This window comes from Oleiagrimonas sp. C23AA, from assembly GCF_011759385.1.
GTDB lineage: Bacteria > Pseudomonadota > Gammaproteobacteria > Xanthomonadales > Rhodanobacteraceae > Oleiagrimonas.
Window position 1 is genome coordinate 175,599 of record NZ_JAARLY010000001.1, and the last position, 17,334, is coordinate 192,932.

The window sequence follows — 17,334 nt, forward strand, 5'->3', positions numbered from 1 at the left end:
GCTACCCGACAAAGACATGTCCACCAACGCAACCGAAGTCGTCGAATCCGCCGCCGATGGGGCCATCCCCGGCTTTGTGCGTGTGCCCATCCTCGATCGGCGTCGCACCCTGTTTGCCTATGAGCTGCAATCCCGCGATATCCATGGCGGAGAGGCCAGCCTGACTGCGCCGACTGCGGCGATTCTGGAAGTTTTCAGCAACGAGCAGTTCCTGCGGCTGGCCAACCATGCGCGCACGCTGGTGCGTTGCAATCGCGAAGTGCTGCTCGAGCATGCCGACAAACTGCCCGATGGCGGCGAGATGGGCATCATCGTTGGCCAGGACATCGGCTTCGATGAGGACACCCTGACGGCGCTTGAGGGGCTGGCCAACCGCGGTGTGTTGATCATGATGGATGGCCTGACGCGCCGCGCCGGCGTGTCGCCCGAGGTGGCCACGCGCATCGCGGCGCTGCTGCGCCATGTGCGCTATGTGGCGCTGGATTCGCGCAAGATCGACCGCGGCACAGTGTCTGATGCCCTCCATCGCCTGCACGCCCTGGGCATCCAGGTCATCGCTACCCATGTCGACGACCACCCGGTTTTTGGGGCCTGCGAACAGCTGGGCTTCGATGGCTATCAGGGCAATTATCTGTACAAGCCCGAAGGGCTGGACGTGGAGCAGCTCAAGGCCAACAAGCTCAATGTATTGCGCCTGCTGGCCGCCATCCAGGATCCGGCCAATGGTCCGGTCGAGCTGGAGACACTGATCCGCAACGATGCGGTGCTCAGCTACAAGCTGCTCAACTGCGTCAATTCGGCTTACTTCAACCTGCCGCGCAAGCTCAAGTCGCTGCAGCATGCGGCGATCTTCTTTGGTGTAGCGCGCATTCGCAACTGGGTCTACGCCATGAGCCTGGGCGGCCTGGACGACAGTCCTCCCGAGTTGCTGAAGTTGGCTTTGGTGCGGGCACGTATGTGCGAGTTGCTGGCCCAGGGGAGGCCGAACTCCGTGCAGGAGCAGGCTTTCATCACGGGCCTGTTCTCCCTGCTCGACACGCTGATGAATGCGCCGATGCACTATGTGTTGGAGCAGGTGCCCGTCGCCGACGAGATCCGCCAGGCATTGGTCGATGATGCCGGCCCGCTGGCTCCTTTGCTGGGGCAGGTGCGAGCCTGGGAAACCGGGTATGTGGTCAGCGTGAAGACCGATGCTGGCCGCACCATGGATCTGGCCGAGTTGTACCTGCAGGCGGCCGAGTGGGCCGACGAGGTCTACAGCTTCGCTGGCGGCCAGGCCGACTAAGCTTGCAACACGACTTTAACAATACTCGCTAAAGTGTGATGAGCATCACGTTTTAGCGAGTATTTGGACTGAACGTCGCCTAAAGCTGAGCTCCTTCATGCCGATATCTCGGGGGTACGCGCTTGTTGCGTCCACCCCCCAGAAGAGTCTCCAAAGGGATGTTGTCATGAAGAAACTGCTCGTCGTCGCCGCCTTGTTTGTTGCTGCCCCGGTGGCGGCTCATGCCGAGTGCACGGCCAAGGACTTCTCCGTCGTTGAGTTCAAGGTCATGGCCGGTCGTCCGCATCAGCCGATGCATATGCCGGGCAAGCTGCAGAACAATTGCGCTTCGGCATCGGCCGCGCAGGTGCAGATCCAGGCGCTGGCCGCTGATGGCTCTGTGATCGAAAGCAAGAAGGGCTGGCCGGCCGGTACGGCCAATATCGGCCCGGGTAAGTCGGTGAGCTTCGATCTGGGCCGCATGTTCCGTTTCGACCCGTCGATGGCCAACTACAAGCTCTCCATCGTCAACGTGCGCACCTGGTAAATCGGTGCGCCGCGAGGGTCGCGGCTCAGCTCTCGCAAACAGAGTCAGGCGCACGAAGGCCGGCCATCCTTGGATGGCCGGCCTTCGTGCGTGTGCGCTAAGTAACCTGAGTGCTTCGCTCAAGGGCCATGCGGGTGGCGTCGCTTCAGTTATCGGCCGCTTCGTAGATCAGGCCCAGTACGGCGGCAGCCGCGGCATACAGCGGTGTCGGGATGTCCTGGTTGAGGCGCACAGCCGTTAGCAGTGCTGCCAATTGCGGATCGGGATGAGGCGGCAGCCCCTGGCGGGCGGCAGCATCATGCATGGCCTGCAGCTGGGCGGCATCGGCGTCTGGTGTCAGCGCATGGTTGCCGTCCGCGTTGACATAGCGCAGCACCACACGTTTGTGCGGGGGGTGGCCTGAGGCAGGCGGTGACGCCGTCGCCGGAAGCTTATCGTTCATGCGCTGGCATCCAGGAGCGGAGGGCTCACGTTGTTGCTGCTGACGGGCATGCCGCGCTGGCATTGCATCTGTTGAAGGCTTAGGCCACTTTCAGCGAGCACTGCCGCCAGATGGCTCATGCCGGCGTCCAGTTGCTGTACGGTGCGCGCCTGTTCGGCCCAGAGGCGCACGTGCACCTGGGTACCATGCAGTCTGATCTCTGACTGCACCGGGCCCAGGGCTGGAAGGTCCAGCGAAAATCCTAGCGTCCAACGGCCTTCGGCGGCGGCGGATTCCTCGGCACCTTGCTGTGCGTCGTCGGTTTCACGTTCGACCCGTACCTGCATGATGTCGTAGCCATCGCGGCCGCGCAGGGGAATCTCCACCATCCATGCCGCGGGTGAGTGCGACGGGTGTGATGCCATCTGCGCAATTTCCAGGCGGGCCAGTGCCGAGTGTGCGTGATCACGCATGTTCGAAAGCAGGCGCAACGCATCTGTTTGCGGAGCCAGGGTGGCGCGGGCCTGGGCCTGAAGTGGACGCGACATCAGCGGCGGCGGCACGTCGGGCGCGGCATCCGTCTCGGCCCGAAGCTGGGCGGCCAGCTTGGCCGCGTCGGCCTGGATGAGTGCCGGAAGCTCGTCGGGCAGCTTGGAAAATACCTGGGCCACACGCATCAGTGCGCCCTTGAAGTCACCTTGAAGTGCCGGATTTGACGTATTCGAGCGGGCCGCCTGCAACAGGTGGTTTTCATAAAACAGTCCCGAGCGGGATACGGCCTGCTTGAAGCCTTCGGCGGTACGCAGCTCGGCAGGCTGGGGAACACTGTCTTCCAACTGGGCCAGGGCCATGCGCGCCGGCGCCGGCAGGGTGCGAGCCATGGGGCGCTTGGCCAGCGCGCTGAAATTGGCCAGCAGCGGAGCATAGCCGTTCTGACGCGGCAGCGTGGCGCGCAATGCCATGCCCAGCGGCGCCGCCTGCTTGGCGCTGATCACTTCCAGTACCGGCACCTGGCCGTTGCTAAGCACGCGGGCTTGAAACTGTTGAGGTACCGATTGTGCGTCCACGGCATCGGCTTCGACCGTGGTGCCGCCAATGCGCAAAACGGCCATGCCATCGCTCAGCTGCTGCAGCAGGCGGCCCTGGAGTACGCTGCCCACCCGCCAACTGTCCGAGAGCGTGCCAGCGGCAGCCCCCGCCCATGTAAGCGCAGCGAAATTGGTCGGTTGTACGATCACGGCGGACTCCGGTTGTCGATTACCTATCGGCGCCGTCACGCATAACTTTACGATTGGCTTACGCCAGGTTTGGAAACGGTTCATGCAGAGGGTTAAAGTTTCCGCGAAGTCGGCCGAATACAGTCAGCGAGAGTCATTCAAGCCGCCTGTGCGCGGCCCTGTCATCGGAATTTTGCTAACACCATGGCGACGTCGAAAAACGACAAGGCGGCAGCTCCGGCCCATCTGGCGCTGGGTGCCGAGGTACGCATGAGCGGCGTAGGGCCTCTGCAGGAGGCGCTCAAGAACGCGCGTGACAGCGCCGGTCCGGTCACCCTGGATGCGTCCGAGGTGGGGAGCGTGGATGCCGCTGCGTTACAGTTGATCTACGTGTTCGTCGAAGACTGCCGGCAGCGTGAGATCGCCTGTCAGTGGCAGGGCGTCTCGGACGCCTTTCGGCAAGGCGCAACTCTTCTTGGCCTGACCGACAAGCTGGATCTTCCGGCTGCTGCGGCCAGCGCCTGAACTTCATTGAGCAATTAGAGGTTTTACGATGGCTAAGATTCTCGCGGTGGACGATTCGGCATCAATGCGCAGCATGGTGGCCTTCACCCTGCGTGGTGCCGGGCATGACGTCGCCGAAGCCGAAAACGGGCAGCACGCGCTGGACACCGCCAAGGCCGGTGCGTTCCAGCTGGTGCTGGCCGACGTCAACATGCCGGTGATGGATGGCATCACCCTGGTGCGCGAACTGCGCGCGCTGCCGGCCTATGCCGGTGTGCCCATCCTGATCCTGACCACCGAATCGCATGCGGACAAGAAGATGGAAGGCAAGCAGGCCGGTGCCACCGGATGGCTGGTCAAGCCGTTCGACCCGGATCAGCTGCTGGCCACCGTCAATCGCGTGCTGGGCTGAGAAACGTTATGAGCGCGGTCGATCTTGCACAGTTCCATCAGGTCTTCTTCGAGGAGAGCCTGGAAGGTCTGCAGGCCATGGAGTCGGCATTGCTCGAGCTGGACTCGGGCTCGGACGACCCTGAGCTGGTCCATACGATCTTCCGCGCTGCCCATTCCATCAAGGGTGGCTCTTCGACGTTCGGGTTTTCCGACGTGGCCGCGTTCACGCATGTGGCCGAGTCGCTGCTGGAAGAAGTACGCAGCGGCCGCCGTGCGGTCGATGCGCAGATTACCGATCTGCTGTTGCGTTCGGTCGACTGTTTGCGACTGATGCTGGCCCGTTCGCGTGATGGCGAACCGGCGGCCGATGCCGAAAGCGAGGAAATCCGCCAGGCACTGGCCGTGCTGGTAGGCCAGGATACCGGTGGTGCCGCCAAGCCGGCCAAGGCCGCGGCGCCGGCGGTGCCAGCCATTGCCGGTTGGCATATCGATTTCAAGCCGTTGCCGCATCTGTTCAAGACCGGCAACGACCCGGTGCGCCTGTTCCGCGAGCTGGCCTCGTTGGGCGAGGCCTTCAAGGTTGAGCAGGTATTTCCCCTGGATGATGCGCTGCCCTCGCTGGACGCATGCGATCCGACCCAGTGCCATCTGGGCTGGAAGCTGCGTCTTGACGGCGATGTTGCGCGCAAGCAGATCGATGCCGTGTTCGACTGGCTCGATGGTGACGCGGAGATCACGCTGACCGAAATCAAGGCCGAGACGACGCCCGAATCGGCGTCTTCAGAGCCGGCCAAGCCGTCGGCCGACACGGCCCCGACTGCCAAGGATGCTGCTGGCGAGCAAGGTAGTGGTGCCGCTGCGCCACGCAGTGCCGGCGCTTCCAGTGGCGATGGTGGTTCGATCCGCGTATCGATCCCGAAGATCGACGCACTGATCAACATGGTGGGCGAGCTGGTCATCACCCAGTCGATGCTCAGCGAAATGGGCGAGCGCTTCGAGGATGCCGCATTCGAGAAGTTGCGTGATGGTCTTTCCCAGCTTGAGCGCAACACGCGCGAGCTGCAGGAAAGCGTGATGAGCATCCGCATGTTGCCCATCGGTGCCGCTTTCAACCGTTTTCCGCGTCTGGTGCGCGATCTGGAGCGCAAGCTCGGCAAGCGCGTGAATCTGGAGATGCACGGCGAGCACACCGAGCTGGACAAGACGGTCATGGAGAAGATTGGCGATCCGCTGGTGCACCTGGTGCGCAATGCGATCGACCATGGCCTGGAGTCGCCGGAGGAGCGCAAGGCGGCCGGCAAGCATGAAGTCGGCACCATCAGCCTGAATGCCTACCACGAAGGCGGCAACATCGTGGTCGAGGTGAAAGACGATGGCAAGGGCCTGAACCGTGATGCCATTGCATCCAAGGCGGTCGAGCGTGGCCTGATCCGTTCGGCCCAGGGACTGTCTGATGACGAAGTCGCCGAACTGATCTTCCAGCCGGGGTTCTCCACCGCCGCACAGACCACCGACCTCTCCGGTCGCGGTGTCGGCATGGACGTGGTACGCCGCAACGTCAACGACCTGGGAGGCAGTGTGAGGGTACGCAGCGTGCACGGTGAGGGTTCCACGTTCACCATCGTGCTGCCGTTGACGCTGGCCATCATCGATGGCCTGGCGACCGCAGTGGGTGGCGAGCGCTACATTGTGCCGTTGACCTCGATAGTCGAATCCATGCAGCTCAAGGCCACTGATGTGCGTCAGCTGGCCGGTGGCGGCGAGCTGTTCCGTTTCCGCGACAACTACATGCCGCTGGTGCGCCTGCACAAAGTCTTCGAATGCGAGCACGCGGTGACCGAGGTGGAAAAGGGCATCGTGGTCGTGGTGGAAGGCGAAGGCCGCCAAGTGGGTCTGTTCGCCGACGAATTGCTGGGTCAGCAACAGGCCGTGGTGAAGTCGCTCGAAGCGCACTATCGCCGTATCGAGGGTATTTCCGGCGCCACCATTCTGGGTGACGGTTCGGTAGCGTTGATTGTCGACATCACTGGGGTGGTGCGCGTCAGCCAGCAGGCACACAAGGCGGCCTGACAGGGCGGTATCACCGTCCGGTTTTCCCTTTGGAAACATAACCAGCGCCAGGCGAAGTGCCTGTCGCTCATTCTGTGACATCGATAACAATTTTTACTTCGACCTTCGTCGCACAGCCCTCTTGAGCGCTCAAGAACGGGTGGGGCGTGCCGATGATCCGTCCATGCACGTGCGGGTTTTCGCGTCGTGCAGGTTTCGGTAACGCGAGCCTCTCACAGGCCAGTTCAGAGCGTTCCCGACCGCTGGTTCCGCAAGGATACGGAGAGCGTGGTCATGTTCTATCCCCGCATGAAGGTCAAGTACAAGATCGGTCTGGCGATGGCGCTGTGTGCGGGCATCCTGATGATGGTGGGTGGTATCGGCTTGCGTGCGCTGCACCAGACCGATGCCGAAGTCGGCAGGATCTACCAGCGCAATGTCCTTTCCATGCAGCAGCTTGGCGAGGTGCGCCTGCACATGGCCGAGGCCCGGGATGCCTTGCTGCTGGCCGAAATCGACCACAAGACAGCCAATGTGCCGGCGCTGATGGCCGATGTCCGCAAGGCAGCGGCTCTCGCCGACAAGTCCTGGGCGGCTTACTACCCGGCCAACGTCAGTAGCCCGAATGAGCGTGAGGCAGCCGAAGCCTTTGTGAAGGCGCACGATGCCTACATCGCCTCGCGCGTCAAAGTGTTGAAAGCCTTTGATGCCGGCGACCAGGATACCGCGCTGGCATTGACGCGCACCGAGCTCAACCGGCTGTATCCGCGTGCGGTCAACCGCATCACGCAGCTGATCAGGATCAACACCGACCAGGCCGCGCACGAAAAGCAGCTGGCCGACGCCCTGTATAAGCGCACCTTCAATCTGCAGGTGGGGCTGCTGGCGCTGGCGTTGGTGCTGTTCGCCGCCACCGCGACCGGCCTGGTGCGCATCATCAACCGACCGTTGCAGCTGGCCTCGCAGCTGGCCAGCGCCATTACGCAGGGGCGCCTGAATAACCGCGTGGCCGATGTCAGCCGCGATGAATTTGGCGACCTGCTGCAGAACCTGCGCACCATGGATGCCAAGCTCACCTCCATTGTGCGAGACGTGCGTGAAAGCTCGTCCTCGGTGCACGAGGCGGCCACACAGATCGCCATCGGCAACGATGACCTGAGCAATCGCACGCAGGAGCAGGCGGCGAATCTGGAAGAAACCGCCTCCTCGATGGAAGAGATGACCGCCACGGTCAAGCTCAACTCGGAAAATGTGGGCATGGCAAGCCAGTTGGCCAGGGGCGCCCGCGAGCAGGCTCAGCACGGCGGTGAGGTGGTGTCGCGCGCCGTGCAGGCGATGGACGACATCGGTCGCTCCAGCACGCGCATCACCGACATCGTCGGCCTGATCGACGAAATTGCGTTCCAGACCAATCTGCTGGCGCTCAATGCGGCGGTCGAGGCAGCCCGTGCTGGTGAGCACGGGCGAGGATTCGCCGTGGTGGCCAGCGAAGTGAGGACTCTGGCCGGACGTGCCGGTAACGCGGCCAAGGAGATCAGGGGTCTTGTTGCCGATTCCATCGAATGCGTGCAACGGGGCACCGAGCTGGTGGGGCAGTCCGGACAGACCCTGGTGCAGATTGTGGATGGCGTGACGAAGGTGACTGACCTTGTCGCCGAAATCGCTGCCGCGAGCGCTGAGCAGTCGGTGGGGATCGACCAGGTCAATGGCGCGGTGATGCGCATGGACAACGTGACGCAGCAGAACGCCGCCCTGGTTGAGGAAGCGGCGGCCGCCAGCCAGGCCATGCGGGAACAGGCCGGTCGGCTGATGGAGCAGGTCGCGTTCTTCCGCGTGCAGTCACAGGCGCAGGACGAGAGCGCGGCGAGCATGGCGACCCAGGGCGAAGACGGTCGGGGTGGGGTCAATATGACGGTGGCGCCCGTGAACTCAGCTGCCTCGACGGCGCGCGGCAAGACGCGCGGCGAACCTGCAGGGGCGACGATAAAGCCCATGAAAAAAATGAAGCTGGCGGTGGCAGCGGGTGATTCGCGAGCCATTGACGCCAGTGCCTGGAAGGACTTCTAGCCGAGGCGCAGATCCCGTGCTCACGGGAAGCCAGGAAGGAGTGGATACGCAGACGGCCCGGCCGTCTGCGATGGATAAGGGGGGATGCACATGGTGGTGTGGACAGGGGCGTACCTCCTGCTGGCCTATGTATTCGGCGTGCTCGCCTCGCTGCATGTGTGGACGTTGCCGTTATCGCGCACGATTCACCCCGGGGCGCACAGATCACAGGTGCGTCGCGTACTGGGCACGCTGGCGATTGCCAATGCCATCTGGGGCGCGCATTTCTGTCTGGCGTTGAAGTTCTGGCCGGCCCACGGCATCTCGCAAGACTTCACGTTGCTGGCTCAGGCGTGGCTTGGTGCATTCTGCATGGCGTTGACGCTGGTTTGGGTGAGCGTGCAAGCGACTTGGGATGCCAAGCGCACGCTGATCGCCGTTCCCGTGCTGACCCTGGCGGCGCTGTGGACTCACCTGGGCACGGTGCGCGCTGCCGACGACGGCCGCTGGCCCGATCTGCATCAGACTGAGTCCTTGCTGCCCATGCTGGCCTGCTCCCTGCTGGTGGCCCTGTTCGGCATATGGTCGGCTCGCACCGAACGGGGGCCGCGACGCAGCCGCCATCTGTTCTCGACAATGCGGGTACTGGTGCTGATGGTACTGGGGCCGGTGTTGTTGGCTATTGGCGAGCTGTTCGTCATCCTGCCGCTGTCGGTGTCAGCACCGGTGGTACAGGGCGATGTCTGGTCGCCTTTTGAGCTGGGGGTGGTCATGGTCGAGGTGGTGGTCGCGACCAGTGCCACGGCCCTGGTCGCCACATGGTTCTCGTACGGCGTGGAGCAGCGGCTGCAGGGCTTTCATGAGCGGTTGGCCGGATCCTCTGCCGCATTGCGTCGGGCCGAGCGTCACGATGCGTTGACCGGGCTGCCGACCCGGGTGTCCTACTACAGCGCGGTATCGTCATTGATCGAGTCGGCACAGCAGCGCAAGCAGGGATTGGCGGTCTATGCGCTGGATGTCGACAGCTTCGGACTGCTCAACGAAGCGCATGGCTCGGCCGGAGGCGATGAGGTTTTGCGCGTGCTGGGCCAGCGGCTGCGCATGATCGTGCCCGGTGGCGCTGCCATGGCTCGCATTGGTGCCGACGCTTTCGGCGTGGCCGTGCCCGGCATTCGTGATGCGCAGGCGGCACGTGCCTGGGCCGATGCGCTGGTCGACTTCATCAGCTATCCGGTGACCTTCGGCGGTCATGAGCTGCCGGTTTCATTTGCTGTGGGCGCCTGCCTGTATCCTCAGGGAGGCGATCAGCCGGCCTACATGGCCGAGCGTGCGCTGGGTGCGGCGCGGCGTCGGCAGGCGGATCGATATGTCCTATATGAGATGCCGCGCGCACCCGCAGATATGCCGCGCCAGTTGCTCACCTTGCGCGAACAACTGGAAGCGGCCATGCGTGATGGGACGCTCGAGTTGTATCTGCAGCCCATCTGCGGCGCCATCAGTCGCGAAGTGATGGGTGCCGAGGCCTTGATGCGTTTCCATCAGCCCGACGGACGCATGCTGTCGCCGGATCACGTGCTGGATGTCGCCGCTCGCTTCGGTCTGCTGGGACGCCTGGGCTGGTACGTCATCGAACTGGCCTGCCAGCACCTGCACACGCTCAACGATCAGGGCATCGATTTGCCGCTGAGCGTGAACGTGGATCCGCGGCTATTCGTCGAGGACGGCTTTGTCGAGCGCCTGCTCGACACCATGCGGCGTTTTCGCATCGGTGAGGGGTGCCTGGTCATCGAGTTGACCGAGAATGCATTGCTGGATGACACGCCGCGAGTACGCGAGCTGTTCTCGCAGCTGCGCGAGGCGGGAATGTTACTGGCCATCGACGACTTCGGATCGGGATATTCCAACCTTCGCACGCTTACCGTGCTGCAGGTCGACGTGATCAAGGTGGATCGTTTCTTCGTCAGCCGGCTGCCTGAAGATGTGCGTTGCCGCGCCATGCTGTCGGCAGTGGTCGGGTTCTCCCGACTGACCGGAACGAAGGTCGTGGCCGAGGGTGTGGAAACCGAAGAGCAGGCCACCTGGGTGGCCTCCCTGGGCCTGCATCGTCTACAGGGATTCCTGGCACACGCGCCGATGCCAGTCGCCGACTTCATGCGCCTGCTCAGCTTGGACCATGGCTCTCAACGGGGGCTATCCACACCGCGCTGGGAGCCGTCTTCCGGATCGGGTCACGCGGCCTAAAGTTTGAGGCGGCCTCGCCGATATGAGGGCTGAACTGGGGGCAAACACGCCTCCGTAACCTGAGGAACTGGAGATGTCCGAGATCAACCACGGAACCGATCTGGGGTCGCAGCACCTGACCTTTTCCCTGGCTGGGGAAGAGTACGGCGTGGATATTCTTGCCGTGCGCGAGATCCGCGGCTGGTCGAAGGTGACGCGCATCCCGCAGACGCCTGCCTATGTACTGGGCGTGCTGAACCTGCGCGGCGCAATCGTCCCGGTGATGGACCTGCGCCTGCGTTTTGGCCTGGAGCGCGAGGAATACACCGACACCACCGTCACGATCGTGGTTGCCGTGGGCGAGCGCCTGTTCGGCATGGTGGTCGACGCCGTTTCCGATGTGCTGGACACCACCGCCGATGACATCAAGCCGGTGCCCGAGATGGGCAAGGCGGTGGACACCAAGTATCTGAAGGGGCTGGCCACGCGCGACGAGCGCATGGTGATGTTGCTGGACGTGGAAAAAATGATGCGCCCCGAAGATTTGGCGGCGGTGGAAGCAGCCCTGCCGGCTGCAGACAAGGTGGAAGTGGCCGCCTGAACGGAGTGAGCATGAAGATCAAGAAACCCAACCTTGCCCAACTGAAATGGCCGGCGCTGACGGTGCGCTCGCGTGTGTTGGGCGTGGTCGCGATGTTGTGCGTGATGCTGATCATCGGTGCCTGGATCGGCCTGAGCGGGATGCAGCATGCCAATGACGCAACTCGTCGCCTTTATGAGCAGAGACTCGTTCCTATGTCGATGACCGGCGAAGTGGCGCGTGATTCGCTGCGTGACTTCATTGCTTTGGATGAAGCTTCCGTTCATGTCAAGCAGCCATCCATCGTGCAGCAGAAACTCAGCCAGGTCGGCTCGCTACAGGCTGACAGCGACAAGTTGTTGGTCAAGCTCAAGGCGACGATTGTCGACGACAAGCTGACCAAGCAGTTCAATAACTTCAAGAGCGCCCGTGACGATGTCAACAGCTCCATGGCCGATGTCATCAGTGCACTGAAGCAGGGTCAGGCCGGGGTACGGGAGTCTTTGTACTCAGATGTGCTTCCGAACCTGATGATCATGCAGAGCGAGCTGAAGAAGCTGATCAGCATGCAGCTCAAGGACAGCGCCGATGCTTATGCCGCGGAGACCAAGCGCTTCGAAGTGGTACGCACCGTCACCGTGATTTCCCTGATCGTGGGCATGATCATCGCGCTGCTGGTGGCGGTATTGCTGGTGCGCTCGATCGGCAAGGCACTGGACAAGGCTGTCGAGATGGCCAACGCCATTTCCGAGGGCAAGCTGGGCCACAAGATCGAATCCGGTCGCAAGGATGAGCTGGGCAAGCTGCTGGATGCCTTCCGCGTGATGGATGGCCGTCTTAGCCACATTGTCACCGAGGTGCGTCAGGGTGCCGAGGCGGTCAGTTCGGCGGCGCAGCAGATCTCACGCGGCAACGATGATCTCTCGCAGCGTACGCAGGAACAGGCCTCAAGCCTGGAGGAAACCGCTTCGTCGATGGAGGAGATGACCTCCACCGTCAAGCAGAATGCCGAAAATGCCAGCCATGCGAACCAGCTGGCTCGGGGCGCGCGTGAGCAGGCCGAGCGCGGTGGCGAGGTTGCGGCGCAGTCGATTGCGGCAATGGGTGAAATCCATGATGCCAGCAAGAAGATCGTCGACATCGTCGGCCTGATCGACGAAATCGCCTTCCAGACCAATCTGCTGTCGCTGAATGCGGCGGTGGAAGCGGCGCGGGCCGGCGAGCAGGGTCGTGGCTTTGCCGTGGTCGCCTCGGAGGTGCGCAACCTGGCGCAGCGTAGCGCCGCCGCCGCCAAGGAAATCAAGGGCCTGATCAACGACAGCGTCGAGAAGGTCAAGGTCGGCAACGAACTGGCCGAGCAGTCCGGCAAGACGCTGGCCGAGATCGTCGACAGCGTGAAGAAGGTAACCGACATCGTCGCCGAGATCGCCGCCGCCAGCGCCGAGCAGTCTTCGGGCATCGACCAGGTCAACAATGCCGTCATGCAGATGGACGACATGACCCAGCAGAACGCCGCCTTGGTCGAGGAGGCCGCGGCCGCAGCCCGCGCCATGCAGGAGCAGGCCGGCGAGTTGACGCGTCAGATGGTGTTCTTCCGCATGACTGGGGAAGCTCGCGCCGCCAGTGCCGATGTCGTCGAGCATGTGCGTGCCCAGGTACAGAATATGGAGCCGGTGACGCCGCCAGGTCCGTCGGTGCCGGCGACGCGCCCGGCTGATCGGCCCAGTCCGGCGCCGCAGCGTCAGCAGGCCTCGCGTCCATCTGAAACCGCCACCGCCGATAGCGGAGTGTGGGAGGAGTTCTAAGTCATGAGCGCGGTTCGAGGTGACTTGTCCCAGTCGTCGGCTTCGGCCGCGCCAATACTGACCGATGCCGATTTCAAATTCATTCGTGAGTTTGTCTACGAATATTGCGGCATCGCTCTGTCCGAGCAGAAGCGCCAGCTGGTCCAGGGCCGGCTGGCGCGCCGCCTGCGCGAGCTTGGTCTTGCCGATTTCGCCGCTTACTGCAAGCTGCTACGCGAATCGCCCGCCAATGAGCTGGATGCGCTTTCCAGCGCCATCAGCACCAATGTCACGGCCTTCTTCCGGGAGTCGCACCACTTCGATTTCCTGGCCGAGGAGTATCTGCCGCCATTGCTGAAGGCCAATCAGCGTATTCGGATCTGGTCGGCGGGCTGTTCTTCCGGCGAAGAGCCCTACACCATCGCCATGGTGCTGGCCGAGGCCATGGAAAAGCACAACAAGCACGCCGATGCGCTGATTCTGGCGACAGACCTTTCGCCCAATGCGTTGTCGGCGGCGCGATCGGGGACCTATCGCCTGGATCGCATCGAGGGCATCAGCGAGGAACGCCGCCGGCGCTGGCTGTTGCGTGGTTCGGGGCAGAACGATGGCATGGTCAGCGTGCATCCTCGTTTGCGTGAGCTGGTACGCATCCAGCCGCTCAACTTGCTGCACGAGTGGCCGATGAAGGGGCCGTTCGACTGCATTTTCTGTCGCAACGTAGTGATCTATTTCGACAAGCCGACCAAGGAAAGACTGTTCTCGCGCTATGCAGGCATGTTGCGCGATGGCGGCTATCTGTTCCTGGGTCACTCCGAATCCATGTTCGGTCTGAGCAACGACTTCAAGCTCGTCGGCCGCACCATTTACAGGAAGGGCTCATGATGAGTGTGCTGCGAGCCAGCCATGGTGCCTCACCCCCGCTCCATACCGCCCCGACATATTCCGATGCCAAGGTGCTGCGTGGTTTTGAGCATGTCCGCCGTTATTGGGAGCCCTCACTTGGCTGCATGGCGGTCAAGCTGCTGCCGGGCGAGTACTACGCCACGGTGCAGGAGGAAATGGTCTCCACCGTGCTCGGTTCCTGTGTGGCAGCCTGCGTGCGCGACCGCAACAACGGTATCGGTGGCATGAACCACTTTCTGTTGCCCGAGCCGCTGGGTGAGCGTGGCAGTTGGGGGTCCGATGCCACGTCACGCGCCGCGCGCTATGGCGTTGATGCCATGGAGCAGCTGATCAACGCGGTGCTCAAGGCCGGTGCCGATCGCAGCTCGCTGGAGGTAAAGATCTTCGGTGGCGGTCAGGTGCTGGCCCAGGTCACCGATGTCGGCAAGCGTAATGTCGAGTTCGTTCGTCGCTACCTGCAGACCGAGGGCCTGAAGGTGATTGGCGAGGACGTACTGGATATCTATCCCCGTCATGTGCGCTATTTCCCCTGGACCGGCAAGGCTCAGGTCAAGCGCCTGCGTCCGCAGCAGGATCAGTCCCTGGCCGATCGTGAGCGCAGCTACCTCAAGCGATTGGTGAACGAGCCGATAACCGGTGAAGTCGAGTTGTTCTAAAAGGGCATAAAGGACATGAGCAAAACGCGCGTCCTCATCGTCGATGATTCCGCCCTGGTGCGGAAGATGTTGACGGCCATGCTCGAAGCCGATCCCGGCATCGAGGTGGTGGGCACAGCGGCCGATCCATATATCGCCCGCGACAAGATCAAAGAGCTGAACCCGGACGTGCTGACCCTGGACGTGGAAATGCCGCGCATGGATGGCCTCACGTTTCTGGAAAACCTGATGCGGCTGCGGCCGATGCCCGTGGTCATGGTGTCTTCGTTGACCGCTCGCGGCGCCGAGGTCACGCTACGCGCGCTGGAACTGGGCGCGGTCGATTTCGTAGCCAAACCCGGCAGCGATCTCACCGGTACGTTCGGCGATAGCTCGCAGGACATCTGTGCCAAGGTACGTGCGGCAGCGGGCATGCAGCCCAAGGGCCGCACCGAGGACGTCAAACGACTGCCGGACGTGGTGCCAAAGTACTCGGCCGACGCGGTGCTGCCGCGCGCGCAGCTGCAGACGCCCGGCTCCACCCGCATCATTGCCATCGGCGCCTCCACCGGCGGTACCGAGGCCATCCGCGTGGTGCTCGAGTCGATGCCGCCGGACGCGCCGGCCATTGTCATCACCCAGCACATCCCGGCGCAGTTCAGCGGTCCATTCGCACAGCGCATGGACCAGTGCTCGGCGATGCGCGTGTTCGAGGCCCGTGATGGCCAGCCCATCCAGGCCGGCCACGCGTATATCGCGCCCGGTGATCAGCACCTTCTGGTGATGCGTGATGGCGCGCGTTTTGTTTGCCGGCTGCACGATGGCCCGCAGGTGAACCGCCACAAGCCCAGCGTCGATGTGTTGTTCCGTTCCATGGCTGCCAGTGTGGGTGCGGCTGGCGTCGGTGCGCTGCTGACGGGCATGGGCGATGACGGCGCGCGTGGCCTGCTGGAAATGCGTGAATCGGGCGCGCCGACGCTGGTTCAGGACGAGGCCAGCTCGGTAGTCTGGGGTATGCCCGGTGCCGGCTGGAAGATGGGGGCAGCGCAGGAAATGCTTCCCCTGGACAAGATTGCAGCACGCCTGTTGGACATGGCCGCCCATGTCACCAAGCGTGCTACGGGTACTTAGAGATAGTTATGGAAACCATCATGCAAACATGGCGAAAGAGCGAACAGATCGCGGGCTTTGTCGGCAGTGCCCTGGCGCTGGTCGTCGTGCTGATCTGGGATAACGCCTGGGTGGCCCCGGTCGTGGTGGCCCTGCTGGCCGCGTTGTGGATCGTGCTGGCCCAGCGCCTGTTGCGCAGTCAGGTGGTGGAAGTGAGCGCGCCGGCGACCACGGCCGATGGCAACCTGGATCCGGCACGCAACGCGCTGGAGGAGATGCGTGGCGCCATCGTCGACGAGTTGGGCAGTTCCGCGCGCGAGTTGCATCAGGCCCTTGATGTGCTGCGTGATGCCGTCGCCGAGCTGGGCACGGGTTTCGACGGTCTGTCTCGCAAGACCGGGACCCAGCAGACGCTGCTCAAGCAGATCCTGGATTCGTCACGGACTGGCGACGGCATCTCGGTGCAGGACTTCACCGCCAAAACCGGTGATCTGCTGGAGCATTTCGTCAGCCTCATCGTGCATCTGTCGCGCGACAGCTTGCGCATCGTCTATCGCATCGACGAAATGTCGCGCGAGATGGATGCCGTGTTCGCGCTGCTCAAGAACGTCAACACCATTGCCGAAGAAACCAACCTGCTGGCGCTGAATGCGGCCATCGAGGCGGCGCGCGCGGGCGAGTCCGGTCGCGGTTTTGCGGTGGTTGCCGGTGAAATTCGCAACCTCGCCAGTCACTCCAACCAGTTCAACGAAAAGATTGGCACCCACGTCGAGCGCTCGCGCAAGGCGATGGAGCAGTTGCGTGATCTGGTTGGCGCCATGGCCGCGCAGGACATGAGCGTGGCGCTGGGCACCAAGGGTGACATCGACGCCATGATGAGCCATGTCAGCGAGTCTGATGCGCGCGTCAGCCGCGCGGCCGACGAGGTGGCGGTGATTGCGCAGGGTCTGGGCAAGGACGTGTCGACCACCGTGCGTTCGCTGCAGTTCGAGGACATTCTGCGTCAGCTGATCGAAACCACCCGTGCGCGTCTGGTCGAGTTGCAGGAAGTGACAGCCGACTGCAGCACCGATGTGGAGGCGATCATCCAGGCGCACAGTGTGGTCGACGAGGCGCGTGCCCGTGCCGACCAGATGCGCGACCGTCTGAACATGCAGCGCGAGCGCTCGCGCCTGCGTGACAAGGGCCCGGCCTTGCAGACCTCGATGAGCGCCGGCGAGATCGATCTGTTCTGATCGGTCGCCGGCACGCCAAGGACCCTCACCGTTTTTCAGGAAGCCGTACCATGAGCCTGACCGTAGAACACGACACCGAGCGCGATTGCCTGACCCTGCATCTGCAGGAGCGTTTCGATTTTTCCGTGCATCGCGCCTTTCACGATGCCTGCCTGGGGAGCAAGCAGGCGCGCAGCTACGTGATCGACCTGGAGGGTGTCACCGCCATGGACAGCGCGGCGCTGGGTATGCTGCTGCTGCTGCGCGAGAACGCCGGCGGTGACAACGCCGACATACGCATCGTCAACGCTGGCCCCGAGCTGCGCAACACCTTGCGCGTGGCCGGTTTCGAAAAGCTGTTCACGGTGCACTGAAGGGCATTTTCGCGCGCTACTCGGCGCGCGATGGATGGACAAAGAAAAGCCACGCTACCGAAAGGGCGCG

The 17,334-nt window shown here is 63.0% G+C and carries 16 protein-coding genes; 14 read left to right on the forward strand and 2 right to left on the reverse strand.

Annotation, left to right across the window (positions count from 1 at the left end):
* Positions 1-16 precede the first annotated feature (16 nt).
* Together HBF24_RS00810 and HBF24_RS00815 are read left to right on the forward strand one after the other, a co-directional pair.
* A complete protein-coding gene (locus tag HBF24_RS00810) occupies positions 17-1,285 on the forward strand; it encodes an HDOD domain-containing protein (RefSeq protein ID WP_167167495.1) in 1,269 nt (422 codons plus the stop codon).
* 166 nt (positions 1,286-1,451) lie between these two features.
* Positions 1,452-1,811: a hypothetical protein gene (locus HBF24_RS00815; protein WP_167167498.1), complete on the forward strand. Its 360-nt coding sequence runs from the start codon at positions 1,452-1,454 to the stop codon at positions 1,809-1,811.
* A gap of 145 nt (positions 1,812-1,956) precedes the next feature.
* Here HBF24_RS00815 and HBF24_RS00820 read toward each other — a convergent pair whose 3' ends face one another.
* The gene (locus tag HBF24_RS00820) at positions 1,957-2,253 is read right to left on the reverse strand and encodes a flagellar biosynthesis protein (RefSeq protein WP_167167501.1); all 297 of its coding nucleotides are present in this window, start codon (positions 2,251-2,253) and stop codon (positions 1,957-1,959) included.
* Positions 2,250-3,470, reverse strand: coding sequence for a flagellar hook-length control protein FliK (locus HBF24_RS17440; RefSeq protein ID WP_167167504.1), 1,221 nt, complete (start codon positions 3,468-3,470; stop codon positions 2,250-2,252). The genes HBF24_RS00820 and HBF24_RS17440 overlap by 4 nt, the downstream gene beginning before the upstream one ends.
* Before the next feature lie 183 nt (positions 3,471-3,653).
* Between HBF24_RS17440 and HBF24_RS00830 the strand changes: the two genes are divergently transcribed.
* The 12 genes from HBF24_RS00830 (at position 3,654) to HBF24_RS00885 (ending at position 17,264) form a co-directional block, all read left to right on the forward strand.
* A complete protein-coding gene (locus tag HBF24_RS00830) occupies positions 3,654-3,974 on the forward strand; it encodes an STAS domain-containing protein (protein ID WP_167167507.1) in 321 nt (106 codons plus the stop codon).
* A gap of 28 nt (positions 3,975-4,002) precedes the next feature.
* On the forward strand, positions 4,003-4,365 hold the full coding sequence (locus HBF24_RS00835) for a response regulator (RefSeq protein WP_167167511.1): 363 nt from the start codon (positions 4,003-4,005) through the stop codon (positions 4,363-4,365).
* Between the two features lie 8 nt (positions 4,366-4,373).
* Complete coding sequence (locus HBF24_RS00840) at positions 4,374-6,416, forward strand: chemotaxis protein CheA (RefSeq protein ID WP_167167513.1); 2,043 nt, start codon at positions 4,374-4,376, stop codon at positions 6,414-6,416.
* 273 nt (positions 6,417-6,689) lie between these two features.
* Positions 6,690-8,462 (forward strand): methyl-accepting chemotaxis protein, encoded by a 1,773-nt coding sequence (locus HBF24_RS00845; RefSeq protein WP_206064110.1) that lies wholly within the window; start codon positions 6,690-6,692, stop codon positions 8,460-8,462.
* 84 nt (positions 8,463-8,546) lie between these two features.
* Positions 8,547-10,682 (forward strand): bifunctional diguanylate cyclase/phosphodiesterase, encoded by a 2,136-nt coding sequence (locus HBF24_RS00850; RefSeq protein WP_167167516.1) that lies wholly within the window; start codon positions 8,547-8,549, stop codon positions 10,680-10,682.
* Between the two features lie 73 nt (positions 10,683-10,755).
* The gene (locus HBF24_RS00855) at positions 10,756-11,262 is read left to right on the forward strand and encodes a chemotaxis protein CheW (RefSeq protein WP_167167519.1); all 507 of its coding nucleotides are present in this window, start codon (positions 10,756-10,758) and stop codon (positions 11,260-11,262) included.
* Positions 11,263-11,273: 11 nt separating this feature from the next.
* Positions 11,274-13,046, forward strand: coding sequence for a methyl-accepting chemotaxis protein (locus tag HBF24_RS00860; protein ID WP_167167522.1), 1,773 nt, complete (start codon positions 11,274-11,276; stop codon positions 13,044-13,046).
* Positions 13,047-13,049: 3 nt separating this feature from the next.
* Complete coding sequence (locus tag HBF24_RS00865; RefSeq protein ID WP_167167525.1) at positions 13,050-13,910, forward strand: protein-glutamate O-methyltransferase CheR; 861 nt, start codon at positions 13,050-13,052, stop codon at positions 13,908-13,910.
* A complete protein-coding gene (gene cheD, locus HBF24_RS00870) occupies positions 13,907-14,587 on the forward strand; it encodes a chemoreceptor glutamine deamidase CheD (protein WP_240922030.1) in 681 nt (226 codons plus the stop codon). Before HBF24_RS00865 ends, cheD begins: the two co-directional genes overlap by 4 nt.
* Positions 14,588-14,602: 15 nt before the next feature.
* Positions 14,603-15,697, forward strand: coding sequence for a chemotaxis response regulator protein-glutamate methylesterase (locus HBF24_RS00875; RefSeq protein ID WP_167167528.1), 1,095 nt, complete (start codon positions 14,603-14,605; stop codon positions 15,695-15,697).
* A 20-nt stretch (positions 15,698-15,717) separates the two neighbouring features.
* On the forward strand, positions 15,718-16,911 hold the full coding sequence (locus tag HBF24_RS00880) for a methyl-accepting chemotaxis protein (RefSeq protein ID WP_167167531.1): 1,194 nt from the start codon (positions 15,718-15,720) through the stop codon (positions 16,909-16,911).
* A 50-nt stretch (positions 16,912-16,961) separates the two neighbouring features.
* A complete protein-coding gene (locus HBF24_RS00885; RefSeq protein WP_240922032.1) occupies positions 16,962-17,264 on the forward strand; it encodes an STAS domain-containing protein in 303 nt (100 codons plus the stop codon).
* The last annotated feature ends 70 nt before the right edge of the window (positions 17,265-17,334 follow it).